The sequence below is a fragment of the Paracoccus sp. SCSIO 75233 genome (genome assembly GCF_027912675.1).
GTDB lineage: Bacteria > Pseudomonadota > Alphaproteobacteria > Rhodobacterales > Rhodobacteraceae > Paracoccus.
Map to the genome: position 1 here is coordinate 3229360 of NZ_CP115757.1, position 22404 is coordinate 3251763.

The following is a 22404-nucleotide window of genomic DNA, read 5'->3' on the forward strand; positions in this document are numbered from 1 at the left end:
CCGCCCGCGCGCAGCTTCCCGTTTGAATCGTCGCACCGGATGGGGTATTTGCCGCAATTGCCGCACCGGCTTGCCACCGGCCCCCTGTCACCCCGCGATCATGGAAGCTGCGATGACAACATCTGATACCATCTGGAAAAATCCCGCCGACATCATCCGCAACACCCGGCCCGAAAACCCGGTCATGGTGTTCTCGCCCGGCGTGTTGCAGGCGACGGCAAAGCGGTTTCTGGCGGGGTTTCCGGGGCTCGTGACCTATGCCGTCAAATCCAACCCCGATGAAACGGTGATCGAAAATCTCGTGCAGGCCGGGATCAAGGGCTTTGACGTGGCTTCGCCCGCCGAAATCGACCTGATCGGCCGCCTCGCGCCCGAAGCCGCGCGGCATTATCACAACCCGGTCCGCTCACGCGCCGAAATCGCCCATGCGGTTCAGGCAGGGGTGACATCATGGTCGGTCGACAGCAGTTCCGAGCTTGAAAAACTGATCGAGGCCGTGCCGCCCGAAAACTGCGAAATCTCGCCGCGCTTTACCCTGCCGGTCTCGGGCGCGATCTATGATTTCGGCTCCAAATTCGGTGCGACGCCGGAACTCGCGGCGGAACTGCTGAAGCGGGTGGCGGGGGTGGGCTACATCCCCTCACTCACCTTCCACCCCGGCACCCAATGCACCGATCCCGGTGCGTGGGAACAATATATCCGCACCGCCCGCGACATCTGCGATATGGCGGGCGTGCGGGCAAGGCGGCTGAATGTCGGCGGCGGCTTCCCTTCTCACCGGGTTCACGGCGTCGAACCGGCGCTTGAGGATATTTTCGACCTGATCGGCAAGACCGCGGCAGAGGCATTCGATGGCGACGTCCCGGCGCTCGTCTGTGAACCGGGGCGGGGCATCTGCGCCGATGCGTTCTCGCTCATCACCCGCGTCAAGGCGGTCCGCGACGGCGGCCATGTCTTCCTGAATGACGGCGTCTACGGCGGGCTCGCCGAACTGCCTATCGTCGGCAATATTGACCGGGTGCAGCTTCTGACCAGGGACGGCCAGCCGCGTGACGGGGACGAGGCCGGGCGGGTCATCTTCGGCCCGACCTGCGATTCCGTCGACCGGCTTCCGGGCGAGATGGTCCTGCCCGTCGACGTGGCAGAAGGCGATTATCTGATCTTCCACGGCGCCGGTGCCTACTCCGTCGTCACCAATACCCGCTTCAACGGCTTCGGAGAGATGCAGCGGGCGACCGCCAACGCGCTCGACTAAGCCGTCCCGCCTGTTGTGGTGCAGGTTGTGATACGTTTGTCATACGATCTGTGTACGGCCTGTGCACAGTCTGTGTACGCCTTGTGCGGGCGGTTTTCGGGCGTTTTCCGGCCCGATCCGCCCGCCTCGCCCTCGCTTCTGCTTATGGATGACCCGGCCTAAGCAAGCGCCGCGCGCTTGGGTGTTGAATCCCGGTCACAAACAGCTTCATTTTCATTGAGGGATTTGCTGCTAGTTTGAACCCATGAATCGACCGCCCGTGACACATGTCGTCCTGATCGACGGCACTTTCGCCTCGCTGATGGAAGGGCGGCATTCCAATATCGGGCAGATCTACCGCCTGCTGCGTCTCCAGCGGGGGCTGGGGTTCCGGGTACATTACACAGCCGGTCAGCAGTGGGAGGCATGGCGCAGCCTGATGGGCATCGCAATGGGGCGCGGCATGGGCGGGCGCATCCGGGACGCCTATGGCTGGCTCGCCTCCTCCTACCGGCCGGGGGACCGGGTTTTCCTGATGGGATATTCCCGTGGGGCTTTCGCCATCCGCTCCCTCGCCGCGATGATCCACCGGATCGGCCTGCTGCGCGCCGACGCCGCGACGGAGCGGAATATCCAGCGTGTCTGGCGCTTCTATCGCGAGGGGGTGCAGGATCAGCGCGCGGCGCATATGCGCAGCAATCTCTGCCATGACGACGCGCCGATCGACTTTCTGGGTGTGTTCGATACGGTCATGGCGCTGGGCATTCGTCTGCCGCTTCTGTGGATGCTGACGGAGCCGCGCTTCCGTTTCCATGACCAGCATCTCGGCGCGAATGTGCGCCGGGGCGTGCAGGCGCTGGCGCTGAACGAAAACCGCGCCGCCTTCCAGCCGATCCTGTGGAGCAGCAAGGATCACCCGCAAGGCACGATCAGCCAGATGTGGTTTCGCGGGGCGCATTCCGATATCGGCGGCCAGCTCTGGGGCGATGAAACCGCGCGGCCATTGGCGAATATCCCGCTGGTCTGGATGCTGGAACAGGCAGAGCAGGCCGGACTGCCCCTGCCGGAATCGTGGCGCTGGCGGTTTTTGTCGGATGCCGACGCGCCCTCCATCGGCAACTGGCGCGGCTGGGGCAAGGCGTTCCTCGCCCGTTCGCCCCGCGTTGCAGGGCTGGACCCGAGCGAGGATCTGCACGACTCCGTAGCGCTGCCTTATGACGGCCCCGCCATCCTCGCCGGCCATCTGGCCCCCCACGCCACCGAACAAGACCCCACCCGCACCCGCCGCCGCGAACGCTATTTGCGGCGACCGGGGCAGAGCTATTACTGATAGGTCCGGCTGTTAACGGATCGTTAGGAATCAGGCGGCGAGGCCGGTTTCCGTCACGCCCAGATCGCGGCAGACCTGAAGCGTCAGATCGGGCTTGTTCAGCGTGTAGAAATGCAGCTGCTCCACCCCGCCATCCAGCAATTTACGGCACAGATCGGCGCAGATCTCACGCGCCAGCGCTGCCTCGCCCTCCGGCCCGGCGGCCTCGAACGCGTCGACGGCCCATTGCGGGACCGAGGTGCCGCAGCTTGCGGCGAATTTGCGAGCGCCTTTCCAGCTTTGGATCGGCAGAATACCGGGCAGGATCGGGGCGTCGATCCCAGCGGCCGCGCAGTCATCGCGGAAGCGGAAAAACGTGTCCGCATCGAAGAAAAACTGCGTGATGGCCGAGGTCGCGCCCGCGTCGATCTTGCGCTTCAGAAACGCCACATCCGCCGCCGATGATCCCCCGGAATCCGGATGCGGCTCGGGATAGGCGCCAACGCGGATGGTGAAATCGCCACGCGCCGCAATCGCCTCGATCAGCTCGATGGAGGAGGCAAACCCCTCCGGATGCGCCTCCCATTTCGCCTGCCCCTTGGGGGCATCGCCGCGCAGCGCCACGATCTCGCGAATGCCGGCTTCCGCATAGCCCTCGACGATCTCCATCGTTTCGGCCTTGCTGGCATCGACACAGGTCAGATGCGCCGCGACATTCAGCCCGTAGTGATTCGACAAAGCTGTCACCGCCTCATGCGTCAATTGCCGCGTGGTTCCGCCCGCCCCATAGGTGACGGAGACGAAATCCGGTTGCAGCGGTTGCAGGGCGCGGGCCGTTTCCCAAAGCCGGAACGACGCGTCCAGATTGCGCGGCGGGAAAAACTCGAAGCTGACGGCAGGGGTTTTCATCTTAAATTCCTTTCAGTCGCCGCCTTGTGCCAGATCGCGCGGCGTGAGACAAATTCATATTCCACATCATCATAATGAGTCTGATGCATATAGAGCTTCGCCATCTCCGCACGGTTCGCGCCATTCACCGGCAGGGTGGGCTGGCGCGGGCGGCGGACGTGCTGAACATAACACAATCCGCCCTGTCCCATCAGGTGAAGGCTCTGGAGGATCAGGTCGGGGTGGAGCTTTTCGTCCGCCGCGCCCGCCCGATGCGGCTGACGGCAGCAGGAATGCGGCTTTTGCGGCTGGCCGATCAGGTGTTGCCACTGGTCGAGGCCGCCGAATCGGAACTGCGCGGTGTCGAGGCCGGACGGGTCGGTCAGTTGCATATTGCGCTGGAATGCCATGCCTGTTTCGACTGGGTGCTGCCGGTGCTGGATCAGTTCCGTCACAGCTTCCCCGAGGTCGATCTGGACATCCGCCAGCGCCTCGCCTTCGCCGCGCTGCCTGCGCTTCAGCGGGAGGAGGTTGATCTGGTGGTGTCGATGGACCCGGAGGAATTGCCCGGTATCCGGTTTGAGGCGCTGTTCGACTACGCCCCGACACTGGTCGTCGCGGCGGGTCACCCGCTGGCGGCGCGCGGCTTTGCCGAGCCGCAGGATCTGGCGGGCGAACGGCTGATCGTCTACCCGATGGAGCGGGAGCGACTGGATGTGTTCTCGGAATTCCTCACCCCGGCGGGGGTCGAGCCGCGCGAGGTGCGGCAGGTGGAACTGACCGATGTGACGCTGATGCTGGTCGCTGCGGGGCGCGGCGTGGCGGTGATGCCGGACTGGGTTCTGCGGCGGCATTCCGCAAATCCCGAGCTGAGCTTTGTACGGCTGGGTGAAGCCGGTGTCCGGCGGACGGTCTACGCTGCCTTGCGCGAGGGCGATTATCCACAACCCTACATGCAGCATGTCCTGCGACTGGCGCGGATGGAGGGGGTCCGGGCGGGGCGTCCCCTGGCCTGAGCGGCGCAATGGCGTAATACCGTGCATTTGCAGGCGCAGCCTTCCCTTCCTGCGCCAATGCCCCTAAACCCGCGCCAAACCGAGACACAGGAGCGCCGCGATGCAAAGCGCCAATATGAACGTGATGATCAAGGCTGCCCGCAAGGCGGGGCGCAGCCTGGTCAAGGATTTCCGCGAGGTCGAGAACCTTCAGGTGAGCGTGAAGGGCGCGGGCGATTTCGTGAGCCGCGCGGATCACGAGTCGGAGCGGATCATCAAGGAAGAACTGCGCGGCGCACGGCCGAATTACGGCTGGCTGGGCGAGGAAACCGGGGCAGAGCCGGGCGAGGACCCGACGCGGCGCTGGCTGGTCGATCCGCTGGACGGCACGACGAATTTCCTGCACGGCCTGCCGCATTGGGCGGTCTCCATCGCGCTTGAGCATAAGGGGGAGATCATCGCGGCGGTTGTCTTCGACGCCGCCAAGGATGAGCTTTACACGGCGGAGAAGGGCGGCGGCGCATGGATGAACGGGCAGCGTCTGCGCGTCTCGGGACGTCGCAAGATGATCGAATCGGTCTTCGCGACCGGGGTGCCGTTTGGCGGTAACGGGCCGCTGCCCGCAACGCTGAAGGATCTCGCCCGGCTGATGCCGATTACGGCGGGGGTGCGGCGCTTCGGGACCGCCTCGCTCGATATGGCCTATGTCGCTGCGGGTCGGTTCGACGGCTATTGGGAGCGTCATATCAATGCGTGGGATATTGCCGCGGGCATTCTGCTGGTGAAGGAAGCCGGCGGTTTTGTCGAGACGATCCGGGGTGACGGCCCGGTTGTCGACGCGGGCAACATTGTCTGCGCCAATCCGCAGGTTTTCCCGGAGCTGGCGAAGATCGTCAGGACGTGGGACTGATGCATCGCTGGCCGGTTCGGGTTTATTACGAAGACACCGATCTCGCCGGGATCGTCTATTACGCGAATTACCTGAAATTCATTGAACGCGCCCGGACGGAGTGGATTCGTGAACTCGGCTTCGACCAGACGCGGCTGAAACAGGATCAGGGGATCGTGTTTGCCGTCCGCCGGGTGGAGGCGGATTATCTGGCCCCTGCCGTTTTCGACGATGCGTTGACCGTGACAACTTCCCCGGTCCGGATCACGCCTGCGCGGATCGAGTTGGATCAGCAGGTGACGCGCGGCGAGCAGGTGCTTTTCGCGGCGAAGGTGACGCTGGCCTGCCTTGGGCCGGATATGCGTCCGCGCCGTCTGCCGGGCGATCTCGGGCAACTCATGCGAAGTTGATTGTCATTTTGTTGGTCGCCCGGAACGAACTCTGCTAGAACGGCCTGCAAGGCAAAAATGCCAGGAAATTTCGGGCAGGTCATGGAACAAATCGATTTTTCGCTGATCGCGCTTTTCATGCGCGCCTCGCTGATCGTCAAGATCGTGATGGTGCTGCTGATCCTTGCGTCGTTCTGGTCGTGGGCGATCATCATTCAGAAGGCGATGAAATTCACAGCCGCACGGGCCGAGGCAGCGAAGTTCGACCGGGCATTCTGGTCCGGGGAGCCGCTGGACGATCTCTATGACCGGATCGGGGAGACGCCGCGCGGTGCTGCGGAGCGGATTTTCGCGGCTGGAATGGGCGAATGGCGGAAATCGCAGGATGACACGGGCGAGATGATCCCCGGCACGCAATCCCGCGTGGACCGGGCGATGAATGTCGCCATCGGACGGGAGGAGGCGCGGCTGACGCGCGGCCTTTCGTTCCTTGCCACGATCGGTTCGACCGCGCCGTTTATCGGGTTGTTCGGGACGGTCTGGGGCATCAAGACCGCGTTTGAGCAGATAGCGATTGCGCAGGACACCTCGCTCGCCGTGGTCGCGCCGGGGATTGCCGAGGCGCTGCTGGCAACCGCGCTTGGTCTGCTGGCGGCGATCCCGGCGGTGATCTTTTACAATAAATTCACCTCGGACACGGACCGGATTGCGCGGAACTATGAGAATTTCGCCGATGAGTTCTCGACCATCCTGTCGCGCCAGTTGAACGAGGCTTAGGCCATGCAGGCTCAATCCCGACAGTCAGGAACCCGCCGCGGTCGCCGCCGCGGGCAGCCGATGGCGGAAATCAACGTGACGCCGTTTGTCGACGTGATGCTGGTGCTGCTGATCATCTTCATGGTGGCGGCGCCCCTGTTGACCGTGGGCGTGCCGTTGCAACTGCCCGATACGGCGGCCAATGCCGTGACCGCCGAGCCGGAGGAGCCGCTGACCGTGTCGGTGCCCGCTGACGGGCCGCTGATGCTGATGGAGGACAGCGTGTCGGAGGACGAACTCGTCACCCGGCTGCGCGAGATGGCGGCGGTGCGGCAATCCTCCAAGATATTCATCCGCGCCGATGGCTCCATCCCTTATTCCCGCGTGGTGCAGGTTATGGGCGCGCTGAACGCGGCCGGCTTCAACAATATCGTGCTGGTGACCGATACCGGCGGGCCGCGGATGGACGGCTGAGGCCATGCTTGATCCGCTGGAGGCCGAACCCAAGGGTCGCGACCGCGTCGAGCGGGCGGGGTTCTGGATTTCGGGGCTGGCCCATACCGGGCTGGTGCTGTGGGCGCTTGTAGGCGGAGCCTTGTTTGCGGCGCGCGATAACCCGCCGCCGCAACTGACCGAGGTCGCGACGATCTCCGGCGCGGAGTTCGAGGATTTGGCGGCGCGGTCTCGCGGGGCAGGGCCTGTCGGGCAGGCCGATGGCGAGGCGCCGGAGCAGCCGTTGACGCCCGGCGATACGACGGCACCGGAAGGCCCCGACCTGGCGCTTGATGTGCCGGAGCCGGACAGTACAGCGACGACCCTGCCGGAGGCGGCGACGGTATCGGAGGACGCGCCCGACCTGAGCGATTTCGAGGATCAGACGCCGCCTGTCGACGTGGCAACGATTGCGCCGGAGCCTGCGCAGCCAGCGCCGGTCGAGGATACCGCCCCCGATGCGCCGGGTCAGGACGTCTCGCCCGAAACCAGCACGCCGCTTCGCCCCGACAACCAGCCGGATGCGCCGCAGGAGCCGGAGACGCCGCCGGTGTCGGAGCTTGCGCTTGCCACCTCTCGCCGCCCGCCGGAGCGCCCGGAAGGCTTGCGCGAGGCGGTGCTTGCCGCTCGTCGCGCGGCAGAGGAGGCGGAAGCGGTGGCTGCCGCACAGGCCGAGGCGGATCGGATCGCGGCGCAGCAGCAACAGGCGGAAGAGGAACGGCTGGCTGCGGAGGCTGCGGCAGAAGCGGAGCAGGAGCGTCTGGCGCAGGAGGCGGCGGCGAGAGAGGCGGCGGCGCAGGCTGCGGAAGAACAACGTCTGGCGGAAGAGCGGCAGACCGAGGAAGCGCGCCAGCGTGCGGAGGCGGAACGGCTGGCGGCAGAACAGGCTGAGGCCGAGCGTTTGGCCGAAGAACAGCGGCGCGCGGAGCAGGAACGTCTTGAGGCGGAACGGCAGGCCGAAGAACAGCGGCTTGCTGCCGAAAGGGCCGAAGCCGAGAGATTGGCGGAGGAAGCCCGGCGGCGCGAGGAAGAACGGCTTGCGGAGGAGGCCCGCTTAGAGGCGGAACGCGTTGCCGAAGAAGAACGTCGGCGCGAGGAAGAGGCGCGGGCGGAGCGTGAGCGTCTGGCGCGTGAGGCGCAGGAGCGCGCGGAGGAAGAAGCACGTGCCGCCGCTGAGGCCGAACTCGCCCGGCGGTCGGCGCTTGCCGAGCAACTCGCCGAGGAACAGCGTCTGCAAGAGGAAGCCGCCGCCGCTGAGGAAGCGACGCCAAGTCCGGTCGATGGCAACGCGCCGGAGGGCGTGGGCGAAGGTGGCGGGTCGGATATTCTGACCGATGCGCTCAATCAGGCTGGGGCTGCCGCGATTCAGCCGGATGTGCTGGACGATGCGCTTGCCGATGCAATGGGCGAGACGCGACCGTCTGAGATCGTCCGCGACGACACTCTGGACATCGCGACAGTGCCGATGACGGACGCGGAGAAAGACGGCTTCCGGGATGCGGTGCAAGGGTGCTGGAATCTGGCAACGCTGTCCACGGACGCCGCCGAGATGCGTGTGGTCGTTGGTTTTGCGATGGATCGCGACGGGATGCCAGACCCGAACAGTTTCCGCATTGTCGGTGATCCTGAGCCGGAACCGTCACGGCAGCGCGCATATGAGGCAGCGCGCCGTGCCGTTCTAAGATGTGCGATGGAACAGGGGGGGTATGACCTGCCAGCGGATAAGTATAATGAGTGGGACGATGTCGAGATGACCTTTACTCCGACCGGTGTCGAGGGGTTTGAATGAAGCTGTCCGCGCCGCTGAGAATTGGTGTTGTCCTTGCCGCGATCTTCGTGCCGGCTCTGGCACTGGCCCAGCAGGACGAACCCTTGCGGATCGAGATTACCGAGGGCGTCATGCGCCCGATGCCGGTGGCGCTGCATGTGGAAAATCTGGGCGATATCGTCGCGGCCGGTCCGACGGATACGGGCGAGGCGGAGACCGCGCCCGATGATCTCGCGGCAGGGATTGCCGCAGTCATCACGGCGGATCTTCAGGGAACGGGGTTGTTCGAGATCGCCGCCCCCGATCCGCAGCCGGAAACCGTTTTCGACCGGCCCGTCGACTATATCGGCTGGCGCGAGACACAGGTCGAGGCACTGGTGACCGCAACGGTCGAGGCTGATGATGACGCGATCAGCATTCGCTTCCGGCTCTTTGACATATTCGCCGCGCAACCGCTGGGCGACGGGATGCAGTTCGATGCGCCGCGCGAGGGCTGGCGGCGTGCGGCCCATAAGATTTCCGATCAGATCTACAGCCGCATCACCGGCGAGGATCCCTATTTCGACAGCCGGATCGCGTTTATCGGTGAAAGCGGACCGGCAACAGCGCGTATCAAGCGCGTGGGTGTGATGGATTATGACGGTTACGGGATCAAATGGCTGACCTCTCCCGATGATCTGGTGTTGTCGCCCCGGTTTTCGCCGGATGGGGCGACGCTGCTTTATACCAGCTTCGCCTCTGGCGTGCCGCAGATCATGTCGATGGATGTCGCCACTGTAGAGGCGACGGCGCTGACCCGTGACCCGAACGCGATGAGCTTTGCCCCGGATGTCTCGCCTGACGGGCGCTGGATCACGTTTTCGCGCGAGATGAGCGGCAATACTGATATCTGGATCATGCCGACCGCCAGCCCGTCTTTTGCCAAGCAACTGACCCGTGGCCCCTCGATTGACACTGCGCCGTCATGGTCCCCGGACGGGCAGCGCATCGTTTTCGAAAGCGACCGCTCGGGCACCTCGCAGCTTTACGTCATGCGGGCGGATGGAACGGAGCCGATGCGCATTTCATTCGGTGAGGCGGGCAAGGCCTACGGCGAACCGTCATGGTCGCCTCGCGGGGACCGGATCGCCTTTACCCGGCACGGCAAGGACGGTTCCTCAATTGGCATCATGCGCCCGGACGGATCGGATATGCAGATGCTGACGGAGGGCGCGCATGACGCTGCGCCGGACTGGGCGCCGAACGGGCGTGTGCTCATCTTCACACGGCAGGAACAGGATGATGCGCCGCCGGGTTTGCTGTCGGTAGACATCACTGGGCGAAACATGCAACCAGTTGCGCCGGAAGCTGCGGCGTCCGATTCCGCATGGGGTCCGCTGCTGCCCTGAGTCTGGCCGAGGATATGACTGATGCGCGCGACCCTGATCCTGATTTCCGCTCTTGCCGGGCTGGCAGGCTGCAATATGGCAAATGACACCCAGATTGTGCAGGCCCCTGTAACCGATCCCTATGTCACCGGGCCGGGCGGAGTTGCTGTGTATCGCGGCGACGTTAATGTGCCCGGAAACCGGCTGCCGGGCTCGCCGGAGGCGGCGCAGGTGGAACCGGGCGCGGATTTCGCGGCAGCGGGTAACACGGTCTATTTCCCCGAAGCCGAGGCGACGCTGTCCGACGACGCTCGTTCGACGCTGACCCGGCAGGCGGCTTGGCTGACCCAGAACACGGCCTACAGCGCCTTGGTGGAAGGCCACGCCGATGAGCCGGGCACGCGGGAATTCAACCTTGCCCTTGGGGCGCGGCGGGCGACCTCCGTCCGGGAATATCTCGTGGCGAAAGGGGTCGAGGCGGGCCGCATCCGCACGGTATCCTATGGCAAGGAACGCCCGGCGGCGATCTGTTCGTCGGAGGCGTCCTGTCTTGAGCGCAACCGTCGCGCTGTGACCGTGGTCAGCGCGCCGCAGGCCGGGGCCTGATGATGCGGGCGTTATGCTGCGCGCTGCTGCTAGGGGTGCTGTCGGCTCCGGTGCAGGCGCAGGAACCGGCGCTGCCTGCGGAACCGCTGATCCTTGACGATCCCGCGCTGGTCGAGGGGCTGGAGGCCATGCCGCAGCTCGACGGCGCGACGGAGCTTCTGCCGCCGGAAAACGCGGCCCCCGAGATCGACGGGGAAACGCTGGCCGATATTCAGGCCAGCCTTCGTGCGGTGGCGTCGGATCTTCAGGCGCTGCGGGCGGAGTTGCTCGCCTCCGGCGCGGCCGGGTTCGAGGCTGCGGGCGGTGATACGGCAATCGACCGGATGAACGCGATGGAGGCGCAGATCGCGCGCTTGACCGACCAGACAGAACAGCTGACAAACCGCGTGAAGCGTGTGGTTGCGGATGGCAGCAATCGTCTGGGTGACATCGAATTCCGGCTTTGTGAGTTGGACCCGAATTGCGATTTGGGGGCCCTGATGACGGCGGAGCTTGGCCGTCAGAGCGATTTTGGCGGGGGGCTGTCCGGGGAGGCGGTCGTCCCGCCTCCACCCTCGGATATCAGCAGCGTCACCCTGCCGCCGCTTGATGATGTAACACCCGATGCCATTCCGCCGACCGAGGAGGAGGCCGACGATTTCGCTGCAGCGCGTGCAGCCATTGAGACTGGCGATTGGGCGCAGGCCATTCCGCTGCTGGATGAATTCGTCGCGGTTCACGGCGGCGGGCCACTGACAGTCGATGCGTTGTTTCTGCTGGGTATGGTACAGCGGGAGGCAGGACAGACGGAGCAGGCGGCGGAGTCCTGGTTGCAGGCGTTCTCTGCCGACCCAGATGGGCCGCGCGCGGCGCGAAGCCTGCTTGAGCTGTCGCGGGCAATGGCGACGGTTGCTTCGCCTGCAGAGGCCTGTCCTTTCCTTTCGGAACTGAGCATCCGTTTCCCGGAGGCACCAGAAGCGGCGCAGGCGGAGGTCGCGGCGGCTGAATTGGGCTGTGCGGCGGACGACGCAGGTGGCGACTGATCCTGACATTGTCGAGGCGCGTGGCTTCGCCGCGTTTGACCGGCTCGCATGTGATTTGCCAAGCCTCGGGGTTGCATTGTCGGGCGGCGGCGATTCGGCGGCATTGCTGCACCTGGCCGCCCGATGGGCATCGCTTCGCAAACGGCGGGTGGAGGCGGCGACGGTCGACCACGGATTGCGTGCCGAATCGGCGGCGGAGGCAGATGCGGCTGCGCGGCAGGCGAATGCGCTTGGGCTTCATCATGATGTGCTGAGATGGGACGGTCAGGGTGCCGGCAACCTGATGGCCAATGCACGAAAGGCAAGGGCGGAGCTTCTGTCGGGTTGGGCGGCCTCGCGCGGGCTTGATGCCGTCATGCTGGGTCACACGCGCGATGACGTGGCCGAAACCCTTCTGATGCGGCTGTCGCGCGGCGCGGGAATCGACGGGCTCGCGGCGATGTCGGAGCGACGTTCGGCGGACGGGATCGTCTGGCTCCGGCCCCTTCTGGGGATCGGGCGTGAAGAACTGCGCGGTTGGCTGCGACAGATCGGCGCAAGCTGGGTGGAGGACCCCACGAACCGGAACGAGAAATATGATCGCGCGCGAATCCGGCAGGCGATGGCGGCACTGGGTCTGGAGGCAGAGGCGCTCGCCCTGTCCGCGACAAACCTTGCCGAGGCGCGGGATGCGCTGAATGCCGGGTTGGAACCGATCATTGCTGGCGCGCGGCTGCGTCATGGCGCGCTGCTGTTGGACCGGGCTGCATTCGACCTGCTGCCAGCCGAATCGCGCCGCCGTCTGATCATCGCGGCGGTCCGATTTGTTACAGGCGCAAATTATCCGCCGCGCCGTCAGACGGTCGAACATGCGCTTCAGGCGTTGGCCTCGGGCAACCGTGCGACGCTTGATGGTGCGGTGCTGGATCCGGGGCGGGGCCTTCTTGTCCACCGGGAACCGGCGGCGGCGGTGAAGGCTGATCTGGTGCGGGACAATTGGGATAACCGATGGAAAATCAGCGGATTAAGGTCGGGTGATCGCGTTGCCGCGGCCATGCCCGATCCTGCCCCCGGCGGCTGGCGGGAGGCCGGGCTCACCCATCTGGAGGCGCAGGCGCTGCCGGTCGTGATCCGCGATGGCGCGGTCTTTTCGCCGGTGCTGGCCCCCGCTGACGGGCTCTCGGCGGCGCCGCTGCGGAGGCTGACAGATTTGCGCCTTATCCTGCTTGGGCATTGAACCCCGGCGCTGAATCCCTATTTTCACGGCAAACCAATTAACCCCCGGCGGAGGAAAGCCCTTTGGGTAACGCACGCAATATCGCCTTCTGGGTCGTTCTGTTTCTGATGATCCTGATGCTGTTTAACCTGTTCAGCGATGGCGCTTCGCAAATGAACAGCCGGCAGATCAGCTATTCGGACTTCATCAACCGGGTCGAGAATGACCAGGTCGCGACGGTCACGATTGATGGCGAGGATATTTACCTCAAGACCAATGACGGCAACCAGTTCACCACGGTTCGTCCGCAGGGCGAGGAAATCGCCAACGAACTGATCGCCAAGGATGTCGAGGTCCGGGTCGAGCCGCAGCAGCAATCCGGCTTCATGTCGATGCTGGGCGTCTGGTTGCCGTTCATCCTGCTGATCGGTGTCTGGATATTCTTCATGAACCGGATGCAGGGCGGCGGTAAGGGCGGCGCTATGGGCTTCGGCAAATCGCGCGCGAAGCTGCTGACCGAGAAGCACGGCCGGGTGACGTTTGACGATGTCGCAGGCATCGACGAGGCCAAGGAGGAGCTGGAAGAGATCGTGGAATTCCTGCGCAATCCGCAGAAATTCAGCCGCCTCGGCGGCAAGATCCCGAAAGGTGCTTTGCTGGTCGGTCCCCCGGGGACCGGCAAGACGCTGCTGGCGCGTGCCATTGCGGGCGAGGCCGGTGTGCCGTTCTTCACCATCTCGGGTTCCGATTTTGTCGAGATGTTCGTCGGTGTCGGTGCCTCCCGCGTGCGCGACATGTTCGAGCAGGCGAAGAAATCCGCGCCCTGCATCGTCTTTATCGACGAGATCGACGCGGTCGGTCGCGCCCGTGGCGTCGGCATCGGCGGCGGCAATGACGAGCGCGAGCAGACGCTGAACCAGTTGCTTGTGGAGATGGACGGCTTTGACGCGAATGAAGGCGTCATCATCATCGCCGCGACCAACCGCAAGGACGTGCTGGATCCTGCCTTGCTGCGTCCGGGCCGTTTCGACCGTCAGATCCATGTGCCGAACCCGGATATCAAGGGCCGCGAAAAGATCCTCGACGTTCACGCCAAGAAAGTGCCGCAGGGGCCGGATGTCGATCTGCGCATCATCGCGCGCGGAACGCCGGGCTTCTCGGGCGCCGATCTGATGAACCTGGTGAACGAGGCGGCGCTTATGGCGGCGCGGATCGGGCGGCGTTTCGTGACGATGGAAGATTTCGAGAACGCCAAGGACAAGGTCATGCTGGGTGTCGAACGCCGCAGCATGGTGCTGACGCCAGAGCAGAAGGAAAAGACCGCGTATCACGAGGCTGGCCATGCCATTGTCGGGCTGTCGCTGCCGAAATGCGATCCGGTCTACAAAGCCACGATCATTCCGCGTGGTGGCGCGCTTGGCATGGTGGTCAGCCTGCCCGAGATGGACCGGCTGAATTTCCACAAGGACGAGGTCAAGCAGAAGCTGGCGATGACAATGGCCGGGAAAGCGGCGGAGATCATCAAATATGGCGAGGAAGGCGTGTCGAACGGCCCTGCGGGCGACATTCAGCAGGCCAGCCAGCTTGCCCGTGCCATGGTGATGCGCTGGGGTATGTCTGACAAGGTGGGCAATATCGACTATGCCGAGGCGCATGAGGGCTATTCCGGCAATACCGGCGGTTTCTCGGTCTCGGCGGCGACGAAGGAGCTGATCGAGCAGGAAGTGCATGACCTGATCGAGGAAGGTTATGTCGAGGCACGGCGGATCCTGATCGAGAAAGAGGAAGAGTTCGAACGTCTCGCCAAGGGGCTTCTGGAATATGAGACGCTGACCGGCGACGAAATCGGCAAGGTCATCCGCGGCGAGCCGCTGGGCGATGACGATGATACGCCGTCCTCGGGCATTCCGCAGGTCAGCGCGATTCCGAAAGCAGGGCGATCCTCGGAAGAATCCGGCGACCCGGTGCCACAGCCCTGATAAAACCGAAAACCCCGGCCTCAGGCCGGGGTTTTTCGAGTTCTGGTTTTTTCCGCAGAATTACAGAACCATAAGCGCCGTCACGCCAAGTACGAGAGCGAGCGCAAATCCGAGGTTTATAAAGATGCCAAGCCCATCCATGGCCTGTCCTTTCCTTGCGGCAATAGACCGCGTACGCATTCCGAACGTGTTTTCATGGCATCTGGTTCCGTCATATAGCTGTAATGGTTCTGCTGCGACATTCTTGCAACGCTCGGGGCTTGCGTGCCGCCGTGCGAGCGGGCAATAGGTCGGTCATGGCACACGAGGATATCACCGATATGGCTGCGTTGCGGGCGCGGATCGACGCGCTCGACGAGAAGCTCGTCGCGCTTCTGGCGGAACGCAGCACATTGATCGATCATGCTGTCACCATAAAATCCAGGGTCGGTCTGCCCGCGCGCATTGACGCACGGGTTGAAGAGGTCGTGGCCAATGCACGGCGCGAGGCTGAACGACAGGGGCTGGATCCCGATCTGGCGGAGAGGCTGTGGCGGATGATGGTGGATCATTTCATTGCGCAGGAAGACGCACAGCTTGGGAGCAAAGATGGCGGCGACACGAATTGACGGCAAGGCTTTCGCGGCGGAGCTGAGGCAGCGGATCGCGGATCAGGTCGCGGCGCTCAAGGCGGAGCATGGCGTGACGCCGGGTCTTGCCGTGGTGCTGGTCGGAGAAGACCCGGCGAGCCAGATCTATGTCCGCTCGAAGAACAAGCAGACGGTCGAAGCCGGGATGAACAGTTTCGAGCATCGCCTGCCCGCCGACGCGACCCAGGCCGAGCTTCTGGCGCTGATCGGTCGCCTGAACGCGGATCGTGAGGTTCACGGTATTCTCGTGCAGCTACCCCTGCCGGACCATATCGACGAGGCGGAGGTGATAAACGCGATCTCCGTCAAGAAGGACGTCGATGGGTTCACCGTTGCCAATGCGGGCCGTCTGGCGACCGGGCAGCGGGCAATGGTGCCATGCACGCCCCTCGGCTGCCTGATGCTGCTGCGCGATCTGCTGGGCGATCTGAGCGGCAAGGAAGCCGTGGTCATCGGGCGCTCCAACATTGTTGGCAAGCCGATGGCGGCGCTTCTGACGGCGGAAAGCGCGACGGTCACAGTTGCGCATTCCCGGACGGTTGACCTGCCCGCCGTGGTGCGTCGCGCCGATATCGTCGTTGCGGCTGTGGGTCGCCCACAGATGGTCAAGGGCGACTGGATCAAGCCGGGCGCGACAGTGATCGATGTCGGGATCAACCGGACCGAGGACGGGCTGGTCGGTGATGTGGATTACGATGCGGTCGCGGCGGTTGCGGGTGCGGTGACGCCGGTTCCGGGCGGCGTCGGTCCGATGACCATTGCCTGCCTGCTGGCGAATACGCTGACGGCGTGCTGCCGGTCGAACGGTCTGCCGGATCCGAAAGGGCTGGTCGCGTAAGGACGCGGGCCAATCCGCGCCAGCGTCGGCTCAGAAATCGACGCAAATGCCTTTCTTCTCGTAATCCCCGTAGCGCACCGGCTCCGGCCCGTCACGCCCGCCCAGTTCCGGCGGAAGGTTCAGAGATTTCGCGCTGTTCCGGCGTTCCTCGGCTTCGGCGAGGGCGCGGATAGCCTCGGGCGGAAGATCGCGTTTCTCGGACATGGCGGGCGGCCTTTTCTTTGGGTAACAATGCGAATCTAGTGAAAGGGCCGGAATTGGGCAAGTCAGCAGAGAAGATGCCGCGAGACGCCGCACGCAAGGGGGCGCTGCGCCTGATCGCCGGGGTGCGGGAAGGGAACGCGCTTTCGGATCAGGCCGGGGCCATTGCGCGGCTCAGCCCGCCCGATCGTGCGCGGGCGCAGCGGCTTGCCTTGGGTGTCCTGCGCAATATTGACCGTGCAGATGCCGTTCTGGTTCAGCATCTGTCGAAAAAACCCCGGCCCGAGATCCTCGATGCGCTGCGGCTCGCGACGGTTGAGTTGCTGGAGATGGGCGAGGCCCCGCATGGCGCGGTCAACGCGGCGGTCGGGCTCGTGCGGGGCATGGGGCCAAAGGGGCGCGCGGCTGTCGGCATGGTCAATGCCGTGCTGCGCAAAGTTTCGGGACACGGGCCGGAATGGGCGGAACTGCCGCCCGAGGAAATGCCGGAATGGCTGCGTGATCCGGTCGTCGCGACATGGGGCGAAGAGATTGCCGTGGCCATTGAAACCGCGCATCAAAACGGTGCACCGGTTGATTTCACGGCCAAACCTGAAACGACTGCACCGGGAGAGCCGCTGCCGACCGGGTCTTTCCGCCAGCGGTCGGGCGGTCAGATCAGCGCCCTGCCGGGTTATGAGGCAGGCGACTGGTGGGTGCAGGACGCCGCAGCGGCAATCGCGGCCCGGCTGCTTGACCCGCAATCGGGCGAGCGGATCGTGGATCTTTGTGCCGCGCCCGGCGGCAAGACGATGCAACTGGCGGCGGCAGGGGCGGATGTGACCGCCGTGGATGTCTCCGCCTCCCGGCTGAACCGGCTGCGGGAAAATCTGGAGCGCTGCGGTTTGACGGCTCAGGTGGTGGAGGCCGATGCGCTTGCGTGGCGTCCTGCCGGGCCGCCCGATGCGATCCTGCTCGACGCGCCATGTTCCGCCACGGGCACGATCCGCCGCCACCCGGACCTGCCCCTGATTCGTGACGGATCGGCGATTGCCGGGCTTGCTGAATTGCAGGCGCGGCTGCTGGATCATGCGCTTGAGATATTGAAGCCGGGCGGTCGGCTGGTTTTCGCCACCTGTTCGCTGTTGCCGCAAGAAGGGGAGGATCAGCTTGCGGCGGTTTTGCAGCGTCACCCCGGACTTGTTGTTGAAAAACCTGATTTGCCGGGGATTGCGCCGGAATGGATCACGGCACAGGGCGGGTTGCGGCTGCGGCCCGATTACTGGCCTGATCTGGGCGGGATGGACGGGTTTTTCATCGCCCGCTTGCGCAAGCCGGAGGCGGGTTTGTAGATAGTCGTCATGACAACGACAACGCCTCGTCCATACGGATTTACCCGCCCGCCGGAGCCGCGCAGCCTCGGCTCCGCTTTGCGTGGGCATGAAATTCTGGGCGGAAAGCTGCCGCTGACCGGGGCGATGGTCGAGGGCGATCCGTTCGCTGTCACGGATCTGACGCCAGCACAGGCGGCGGAGTTGCACGGCTTCGGGTGGCTCGACGATCTCGCGGCGGTCGGCAGCGCGAAGGCGCGGGATCTGGCGCAGATGCGGGTGCTGGCATGGATCGCCGCGCATCCGAAACCGTCAGCCGCGGCGGATTCGCCGGTCTGGCGTGCGGATGTCACCGGCCGCAGGGTGCTGCGCTGGCTGTTTCACGCGGGGCAGATTTTGCCGGGGCTGGATCGCGATACTGCGCAGCCGGTGTTTGACAGCCTTCACGCGCAGCTTTCGGTTCTGGAACGGGTCGGGATGCTGGAAGGTGCGGCGCGGGTCGAGGCGCTTTCGGCGCGCGCCATGGCGGCGATGCTTTTGAAAGGGGCCGAGGGTGCGGCGCAAGCTGCGCTTGACGATCTGGCGTCCGATGTCGAGACCAGCATCCGGCGGCGGGTCATGCGGGGCCGCTGCCCTGAGGCGCTGCTGTCATGTCTGTCGCAACTCGCTTGGGTCGGTGCCACGGCGAAAGATATGGGGCGGGACATACCCGAACAGATCGCATCGGTGATCGAGGAAATCGCGCCGGTGCTCCGGGCGCTGCGCCATGCGGATGGCGGGTTGCCGCGCTTTCATGGTGGCGGGCGCGGGCCTGCCGGGCGGCTGGATCACAGCCTGCGGGCGGCGACGGGTCCGTCGATTGTTGCCCCCGGTCATGCAATGGGGTTCGCCCGGCTGTCTCGGTCGCGCTCGACGGTGATGCTGGACGCCGCCGCGCCCCCTGCCGGACCTGCGGCGGCGCATGCGCATGCTTCGACGCTGGCGATAGAGTTCACCTCCGCCCGGCATCCGATTGTCGTCAATTGCGGTGCGGGCGGCATGTTCGGTCCGGCCTGGGCGCGGGCGAGCCGTGCGACGGCCTGTCACTCGACGCTGTCGCTGACCGGGCTGAGTTCGGCCAAGCTGCTGCCGCCTGACGAACATGGCAGCGAGCGTCTGACCCTGCTGCCGCAGAAGGTCTGGGCGGGACAATGCGACGATGAGGGCAATCTGATGCCGCCCGATGCACCCGCACCGTCACCACGGGAGGGGCAACCGATCCTCTCCGGTCACGATGCCTGGCAGGGCACGCATGGGCTGACCTGCCTGCGCGAGCTTTATCTTTCGGCGGACGGGGACGAGTTGCGTGGCGAGGATACGCTGGCCGCGCTCGACATCGAAAGTCAGGGCCGGCTGGAGCAGATCCTGACCAATATGCCGGATGGGATCGGCTATGACATCCGTTTCCATCTTCACCCCGATGTCGATGCCATCCCCGACGGAGATGCGATCCGGCTGATCCTGCCCGGGAAAGAGGAGTGGTATTTCAGCCACGACATGATCGCCGAACAGCGGCTTGAGCCGTCGGCTTATCTTGAAAGCGGACAATCTGCGCCGCAGCCGACCACCCAGATCGTGCTGAGCCACCGTCTGACCGCGCAGGCGGTTCGCATTGGCTGGACCTTCATGCGGGCAGGCGCTAGCTAGGCGGCAATCCGAAACTGCCAGAATGCAGGAACATATGCCGCAAGATATCGTCCCTTTGAAACGCGCCCTGATCTCCGTGTCCGACAAGACCGGCCTTGTTGAGTTTGCCCAAGCGCTCGATGCGCGCGGCGTCGAAATTCTGTCGACCGGCGGCACGGCGAAGGCGCTGCGCGATGCCGGGATCGCGGTCAAGGATGTGTCGGAAGTCACCGGCTTCCCCGAGATGATGGATGGCCGCGTCAAGACGTTGCATCCTGTGGTGCATGGCGGGCTGCTGGCGCTGCGCGATGACGCCGCACATCAGAAAGCGGCGGAGGAACACGGGATCGGCATGATCGACCTGCTGGTCGTGAACCTCTACCCGTTTGAGGAAACCGTCGCGAAAGGTGCCGGTTACGAGGACTGTATCGAGAATATCGACATTGGCGGTCCGGCGATGATCCGGGCGGCGGCCAAGAACCATGGCTTTGTCGGCGTGGTGGTCGATGTGCAGGATTACGATCCGGTCTTGAAGCAGTTGGAGGTGCAGGGCGGGCTGGACCTCGCGATGCGCAAGCGGCTGGCGCAGACGGCCTATGCGCGGACGGCGGCGTATGACGCGGCTGTGTCGAACTGGATGGCCGGGGCGATCGGAATGGAAACGCCGCGCCGCAGGGCCTTTGCCGGCACGCTCGCCCAGGGGCTGCGCTACGGCGAGAACCCGCATCAGCAGGCGGCGTTCTACACGACCGGCGAGGCGCGTCCGGGTGTCGCGACGGCCAGACAGTTGCAGGGCAAGGAACTCAGCTACAACAATATCAACGATACCGATGCAGCGTTTGAACTGGTCTCGGAATTCGATCCGGCAGACGGCCCGGCCTGCGCGATCATCAAGCACGCCAACCCTTGTGGCGTCGCGCGTGGTGATACGGCGGTCGAGGCTTATCGGCGGGCATTCGACTGCGACCGGACCTCTGCCTTTGGCGGGATTATCGCGCTGAACGGCAAGCTGGACGGCGAAACGGCCCGCGCCATCACGGAGATATTTACAGAGGTGGTGATCGCCCCCGACGCGACCGACGAAGCGAAAGAGGTTTTTGCGGCGCGCAAGAATGTCCGGCTGCTCACTACAGGCGGGCTGGCCGATCCTGCGGCTGCCGGAACCGCCTTCCGGCAGGTCGCGGGCGGGTTTCTGGTGCAGTCGCGCGACAATGGCCGGGTGCTGATGCCCGATCTGAAAGTGGTCACGAAGCGTCAGCCGACCGAGGCGGAACTGGCCGATCTGCTGTTTGCGTGGACGGTCGCCAAACATGTGAAATCGAATGCCATCGTCTATGCGAAGGATCAGGCGACCGTGGGGATCGGGGCCGGCCAGATGAGCCGCGTCGATTCGACCCGCATCGGGCGCAGCAAGGCGCAGGACATGGCTGAGGCGCTGTCGCTGCCCTTGCCGCTGACGACGGGTGCTGCGGTCGCGTCGGATGCGTTCTTCCCGTTTGCAGATGGTGTCGAGGCGCTTGCGGATGCGGGTGCGGCGACGGTCATCCAGCCCGGTGGCTCCATGCGCGATGCTGAGGTGATCGAGGCTGCGGATGCGCGTGGAATCGCAATGGTGTTCACGGGTCAGAGGCATTTCAGGCACTGATGGCAAAGGAAACCACAAAAGGCGCGACGGCAAAGAAACCGGCAGCAGCAAAGAAAACATCGCAATCCGCTGCGAAGCCTCGCGCCGGAAAAAATGCGCCGCCTGCGGCAGAACCCAACAGCCTGCGGGTGATGATCTGGGTTGCGTCGCTGATCCTGCTGTTTGACCAGATCAGCAAATACTATGTGGTTCATGTCCTGCGCCTTGATCGTATCCGCGAGATCGATGTGTTTCCGCCGTGGGTCAATCTGCGCATGGCGTGGAATCAGGGGATGAATTTCGGGCTGTTCAGCTCGTCGGACGACGCGACCCGCTGGATCCTGATCGGGATCGCCCTGGCGATTTGCGTCTGGGTGTTTCTCTGGGTCAGGCGCAGCCGTCCGGGCTGGTTTGCGCAGCTTTCGGCGGGTCTGCTGATCGGCGGGGCGCTTGGGAATGTGATTGACCGGTTGCTCTACGGCGCGGTCGCGGATTTTCTGAACATGTCGCTGCCGGGCTGGCAGAACCCGTTCAGCTTCAACGTCGCGGATATCAGCATTTTCGCCGGGGCCATCGGCCTGATTTTGCAGCCTCCGCAAGCTTCGGATGCGACCGACGACAAGACCCGTGACGTCTCGGGAAAATCCGGCTAGAACTGGCGTCGAATTGAAACGGGAGACCGGCATGCGGGGATTTTGGGCGTTGATCGGTGCGGCGGCGGTAGCAGCCTGCTCAAGCGATCCGCAGCTTCACAATATCGATGCCGGTCAGGATTCGCCGGATGAGTTCGCGATTCTGCCGACACGGTCCCTGTCGATGCCGCCCGACCTGAACCAGCTTCCGCAGCCGACACCGGGCGGAGCGAATATCACCGATCCGAACCCCAAAGGCGACGCGGTCGCGGCATTGGGCGGCGATCCGGGACGTTTGGCGCCGACCGGGGTTGGCGCGGCTGATGGGGCGCTGGTCAATTACGCTTCCCGACTGGGTGTGAACGCGCAGATCCGTGCGCAGCTGGCGCAGGAAGATGTGACCTGGCGTTCGCGGCATTCGCGCCGCCTTCTGGAAAGCTGGGCCCGCAAGGATGTCTATTACCGCGCTTATGAGCCGATGACGCTGGACAGCCGGGCCGAGTATCAACGCTGGCAGCGGGCCGGCGCGCGGACGCCTTCTGCGCCGCCGCCACCGGCCGAGTAATCGATAGCGACCACTTAACATAGCGCCTCCGGGTCACCCGGTCGTGATTTG

At 64.6% G+C, this 22404-nt stretch carries 22 protein-coding genes; 20 read left to right on the forward strand and 2 right to left on the reverse strand.

What is annotated here, in order from left to right; genetic code table 11:
• The first annotated feature begins 112 nt into the window (after positions 1 to 112).
• Entirely contained in the window at positions 113 to 1255 is a 1143-nt protein-coding gene (locus PAF12_RS15640) for a type III PLP-dependent enzyme (RefSeq protein ID WP_271107945.1), read from the forward strand.
• A 259-nt stretch (positions 1256 to 1514) separates the two neighbouring features.
• Positions 1515 to 2564, forward strand: coding sequence for a DUF2235 domain-containing protein (locus PAF12_RS15645; protein WP_271107946.1), 1050 nt, complete (start codon positions 1515 to 1517; stop codon positions 2562 to 2564).
• Between the two features lie 30 nt (positions 2565 to 2594).
• Here the strand turns inward: PAF12_RS15645 and metF are convergent, their stop codons facing one another.
• Positions 2595 to 3452, reverse strand: a complete 858-nt coding sequence (metF, locus tag PAF12_RS15650; protein ID WP_271107947.1) for a methylenetetrahydrofolate reductase [NAD(P)H] — start codon at positions 3450 to 3452, stop codon at positions 2595 to 2597.
• Positions 3453 to 3535: 83 nt separating this feature from the next.
• Between metF and PAF12_RS15655 the strand changes: the two genes are divergently transcribed.
• From PAF12_RS15655 to folD, 13 genes are all read left to right on the forward strand, one after another.
• The gene (locus PAF12_RS15655; protein ID WP_271109719.1) at positions 3536 to 4447 is read left to right on the forward strand and encodes a LysR family transcriptional regulator; all 912 of its coding nucleotides are present in this window, start codon (positions 3536 to 3538) and stop codon (positions 4445 to 4447) included.
• Between the two features lie 100 nt (positions 4448 to 4547).
• Complete coding sequence (locus tag PAF12_RS15660; protein WP_271107948.1) at positions 4548 to 5336, forward strand: inositol monophosphatase family protein; 789 nt, start codon at positions 4548 to 4550, stop codon at positions 5334 to 5336.
• Positions 5333 to 5725, forward strand: coding sequence for a tol-pal system-associated acyl-CoA thioesterase (gene ybgC / locus PAF12_RS15665; protein ID WP_271109720.1), 393 nt, complete (start codon positions 5333 to 5335; stop codon positions 5723 to 5725). The genes PAF12_RS15660 and ybgC overlap by 4 nt, the downstream gene beginning before the upstream one ends.
• Positions 5726 to 5806: 81 nt before the next feature.
• Entirely contained in the window at positions 5807 to 6481 is a 675-nt protein-coding gene (gene tolQ / locus PAF12_RS15670) for a protein TolQ (protein ID WP_271107949.1), read from the forward strand.
• A 60-nt stretch (positions 6482 to 6541) separates the two neighbouring features.
• A complete protein-coding gene (locus PAF12_RS15675) occupies positions 6542 to 6934 on the forward strand; it encodes an ExbD/TolR family protein (RefSeq protein ID WP_271107950.1) in 393 nt (130 codons plus the stop codon).
• Between the two features lie 4 nt (positions 6935 to 6938).
• Positions 6939 to 8741 (forward strand): hypothetical protein, encoded by a 1803-nt coding sequence (locus PAF12_RS15680; protein WP_271107951.1) that lies wholly within the window; start codon positions 6939 to 6941, stop codon positions 8739 to 8741.
• A complete protein-coding gene (gene tolB / locus PAF12_RS15685; protein ID WP_271107952.1) occupies positions 8738 to 10108 on the forward strand; it encodes a Tol-Pal system beta propeller repeat protein TolB in 1371 nt (456 codons plus the stop codon). The genes PAF12_RS15680 and tolB overlap by 4 nt, the downstream gene beginning before the upstream one ends.
• A 21-nt stretch (positions 10109 to 10129) precedes the next feature.
• Positions 10130 to 10693, forward strand: a complete 564-nt coding sequence (locus tag PAF12_RS15690) for an OmpA family protein (RefSeq protein ID WP_271107953.1) — start codon at positions 10130 to 10132, stop codon at positions 10691 to 10693.
• Positions 10694 to 10695: 2 nt separating this feature from the next.
• Positions 10696 to 11715, forward strand: a complete 1020-nt coding sequence (locus PAF12_RS15695; RefSeq protein ID WP_271107954.1) for a tetratricopeptide repeat protein — start codon at positions 10696 to 10698, stop codon at positions 11713 to 11715.
• Positions 11705 to 12931, forward strand: coding sequence for a tRNA lysidine(34) synthetase TilS (tilS, locus tag PAF12_RS15700; protein ID WP_271107955.1), 1227 nt, complete (start codon positions 11705 to 11707; stop codon positions 12929 to 12931). Before PAF12_RS15695 ends, tilS begins: the two co-directional genes overlap by 11 nt.
• Positions 12932 to 12993: 62 nt before the next feature.
• The gene (gene ftsH / locus PAF12_RS15705; RefSeq protein ID WP_271107956.1) at positions 12994 to 14889 is read left to right on the forward strand and encodes an ATP-dependent zinc metalloprotease FtsH; all 1896 of its coding nucleotides are present in this window, start codon (positions 12994 to 12996) and stop codon (positions 14887 to 14889) included.
• 296 nt (positions 14890 to 15185) lie between these two features.
• Positions 15186 to 15497 carry a chorismate mutase gene (locus PAF12_RS15710; protein ID WP_271107957.1) on the forward strand — a complete coding sequence of 104 codons (312 nt, stop codon included), beginning with the start codon at positions 15186 to 15188 and terminating at the stop codon, positions 15495 to 15497.
• Positions 15478 to 16356 carry a bifunctional methylenetetrahydrofolate dehydrogenase/methenyltetrahydrofolate cyclohydrolase FolD gene (gene folD, locus PAF12_RS15715; RefSeq protein WP_271107958.1) on the forward strand — a complete coding sequence of 293 codons (879 nt, stop codon included), beginning with the start codon at positions 15478 to 15480 and terminating at the stop codon, positions 16354 to 16356. The genes PAF12_RS15710 and folD overlap by 20 nt, the downstream gene beginning before the upstream one ends.
• A 30-nt stretch (positions 16357 to 16386) precedes the next feature.
• Here folD and PAF12_RS15720 read toward each other — a convergent pair whose 3' ends face one another.
• Positions 16387 to 16560, reverse strand: a complete 174-nt coding sequence (locus PAF12_RS15720; protein ID WP_271107959.1) for a DUF1674 domain-containing protein — start codon at positions 16558 to 16560, stop codon at positions 16387 to 16389.
• 74 nt (positions 16561 to 16634) lie between these two features.
• On the opposite strand from PAF12_RS15720, the gene PAF12_RS15725 reads away from it, so the two are divergent.
• From PAF12_RS15725 to PAF12_RS15745, 5 genes are read left to right on the forward strand one after another with little or no spacing between them, the layout of a single operon-like run.
• Positions 16635 to 17888 (forward strand): RsmB/NOP family class I SAM-dependent RNA methyltransferase, encoded by a 1254-nt coding sequence (locus PAF12_RS15725; protein ID WP_271107960.1) that lies wholly within the window; start codon positions 16635 to 16637, stop codon positions 17886 to 17888.
• A gap of 9 nt (positions 17889 to 17897) precedes the next feature.
• Complete coding sequence (locus PAF12_RS15730; RefSeq protein WP_271107961.1) at positions 17898 to 19553, forward strand: heparinase II/III family protein; 1656 nt, start codon at positions 17898 to 17900, stop codon at positions 19551 to 19553.
• A gap of 34 nt (positions 19554 to 19587) precedes the next feature.
• Entirely contained in the window at positions 19588 to 21177 is a 1590-nt protein-coding gene (gene purH, locus PAF12_RS15735; protein ID WP_271107962.1) for a bifunctional phosphoribosylaminoimidazolecarboxamide formyltransferase/IMP cyclohydrolase, read from the forward strand.
• Positions 21177 to 21809: a signal peptidase II gene (gene lspA / locus PAF12_RS15740; protein WP_368045148.1), complete on the forward strand. Its 633-nt coding sequence runs from the start codon at positions 21177 to 21179 to the stop codon at positions 21807 to 21809. The genes purH and lspA overlap by 1 nt, the downstream gene beginning before the upstream one ends.
• A gap of 31 nt (positions 21810 to 21840) precedes the next feature.
• The gene (locus PAF12_RS15745) at positions 21841 to 22353 is read left to right on the forward strand and encodes a DUF3035 domain-containing protein (protein WP_271107963.1); all 513 of its coding nucleotides are present in this window, start codon (positions 21841 to 21843) and stop codon (positions 22351 to 22353) included.
• Positions 22354 to 22404 lie beyond the last annotated feature (51 nt).

Bases quoted from the DNA above. Each gene is read 5' to 3' on its own strand.
- PAF12_RS15640 (WP_271107945.1), top strand. From the start codon at position 113: ATGACAACATCTGATACCATCTGGAAAAATCCCGCCGACATCATCCGC.
- metF (WP_271107947.1), bottom strand. From the start codon at position 3,452: ATGAAAACCCCTGCCGTCAGCTTCGAGTTTTTCCCGCCGCGCAATCTG.
- PAF12_RS15655 (WP_271109719.1), top strand. From the start codon at position 3,536: ATGCATATAGAGCTTCGCCATCTCCGCACGGTTCGCGCCATTCACCGG.
- PAF12_RS15660 (WP_271107948.1), top strand. From the start codon at position 4,548: ATGCAAAGCGCCAATATGAACGTGATGATCAAGGCTGCCCGCAAGGCG.
- tolQ (WP_271107949.1), top strand. From the start codon at position 5,807: ATGGAACAAATCGATTTTTCGCTGATCGCGCTTTTCATGCGCGCCTCG.
- PAF12_RS15675 (WP_271107950.1), top strand. From the start codon at position 6,542: ATGGCGGAAATCAACGTGACGCCGTTTGTCGACGTGATGCTGGTGCTG.
- PAF12_RS15680 (WP_271107951.1), top strand. From the start codon at position 6,939: ATGCTTGATCCGCTGGAGGCCGAACCCAAGGGTCGCGACCGCGTCGAG.
- tolB (WP_271107952.1), top strand. From the start codon at position 8,738: ATGAAGCTGTCCGCGCCGCTGAGAATTGGTGTTGTCCTTGCCGCGATC.
- PAF12_RS15690 (WP_271107953.1), top strand. From the start codon at position 10,130: ATGCGCGCGACCCTGATCCTGATTTCCGCTCTTGCCGGGCTGGCAGGC.
- PAF12_RS15695 (WP_271107954.1), top strand. From the start codon at position 10,696: ATGCGGGCGTTATGCTGCGCGCTGCTGCTAGGGGTGCTGTCGGCTCCG.
- PAF12_RS15710 (WP_271107957.1), top strand. From the start codon at position 15,186: ATGGCACACGAGGATATCACCGATATGGCTGCGTTGCGGGCGCGGATC.
- folD (WP_271107958.1), top strand. From the start codon at position 15,478: ATGGCGGCGACACGAATTGACGGCAAGGCTTTCGCGGCGGAGCTGAGG.
- PAF12_RS15720 (WP_271107959.1), bottom strand. From the start codon at position 16,560: ATGTCCGAGAAACGCGATCTTCCGCCCGAGGCTATCCGCGCCCTCGCC.
- PAF12_RS15725 (WP_271107960.1), top strand. From the start codon at position 16,635: ATGCCGCGAGACGCCGCACGCAAGGGGGCGCTGCGCCTGATCGCCGGG.
- PAF12_RS15730 (WP_271107961.1), top strand. From the start codon at position 17,898: ATGACAACGACAACGCCTCGTCCATACGGATTTACCCGCCCGCCGGAG.
- purH (WP_271107962.1), top strand. From the start codon at position 19,588: ATGCCGCAAGATATCGTCCCTTTGAAACGCGCCCTGATCTCCGTGTCC.
- lspA (WP_368045148.1), top strand. From the start codon at position 21,177: ATGGCAAAGGAAACCACAAAAGGCGCGACGGCAAAGAAACCGGCAGCA.
- PAF12_RS15745 (WP_271107963.1), top strand. From the start codon at position 21,841: ATGCGGGGATTTTGGGCGTTGATCGGTGCGGCGGCGGTAGCAGCCTGC.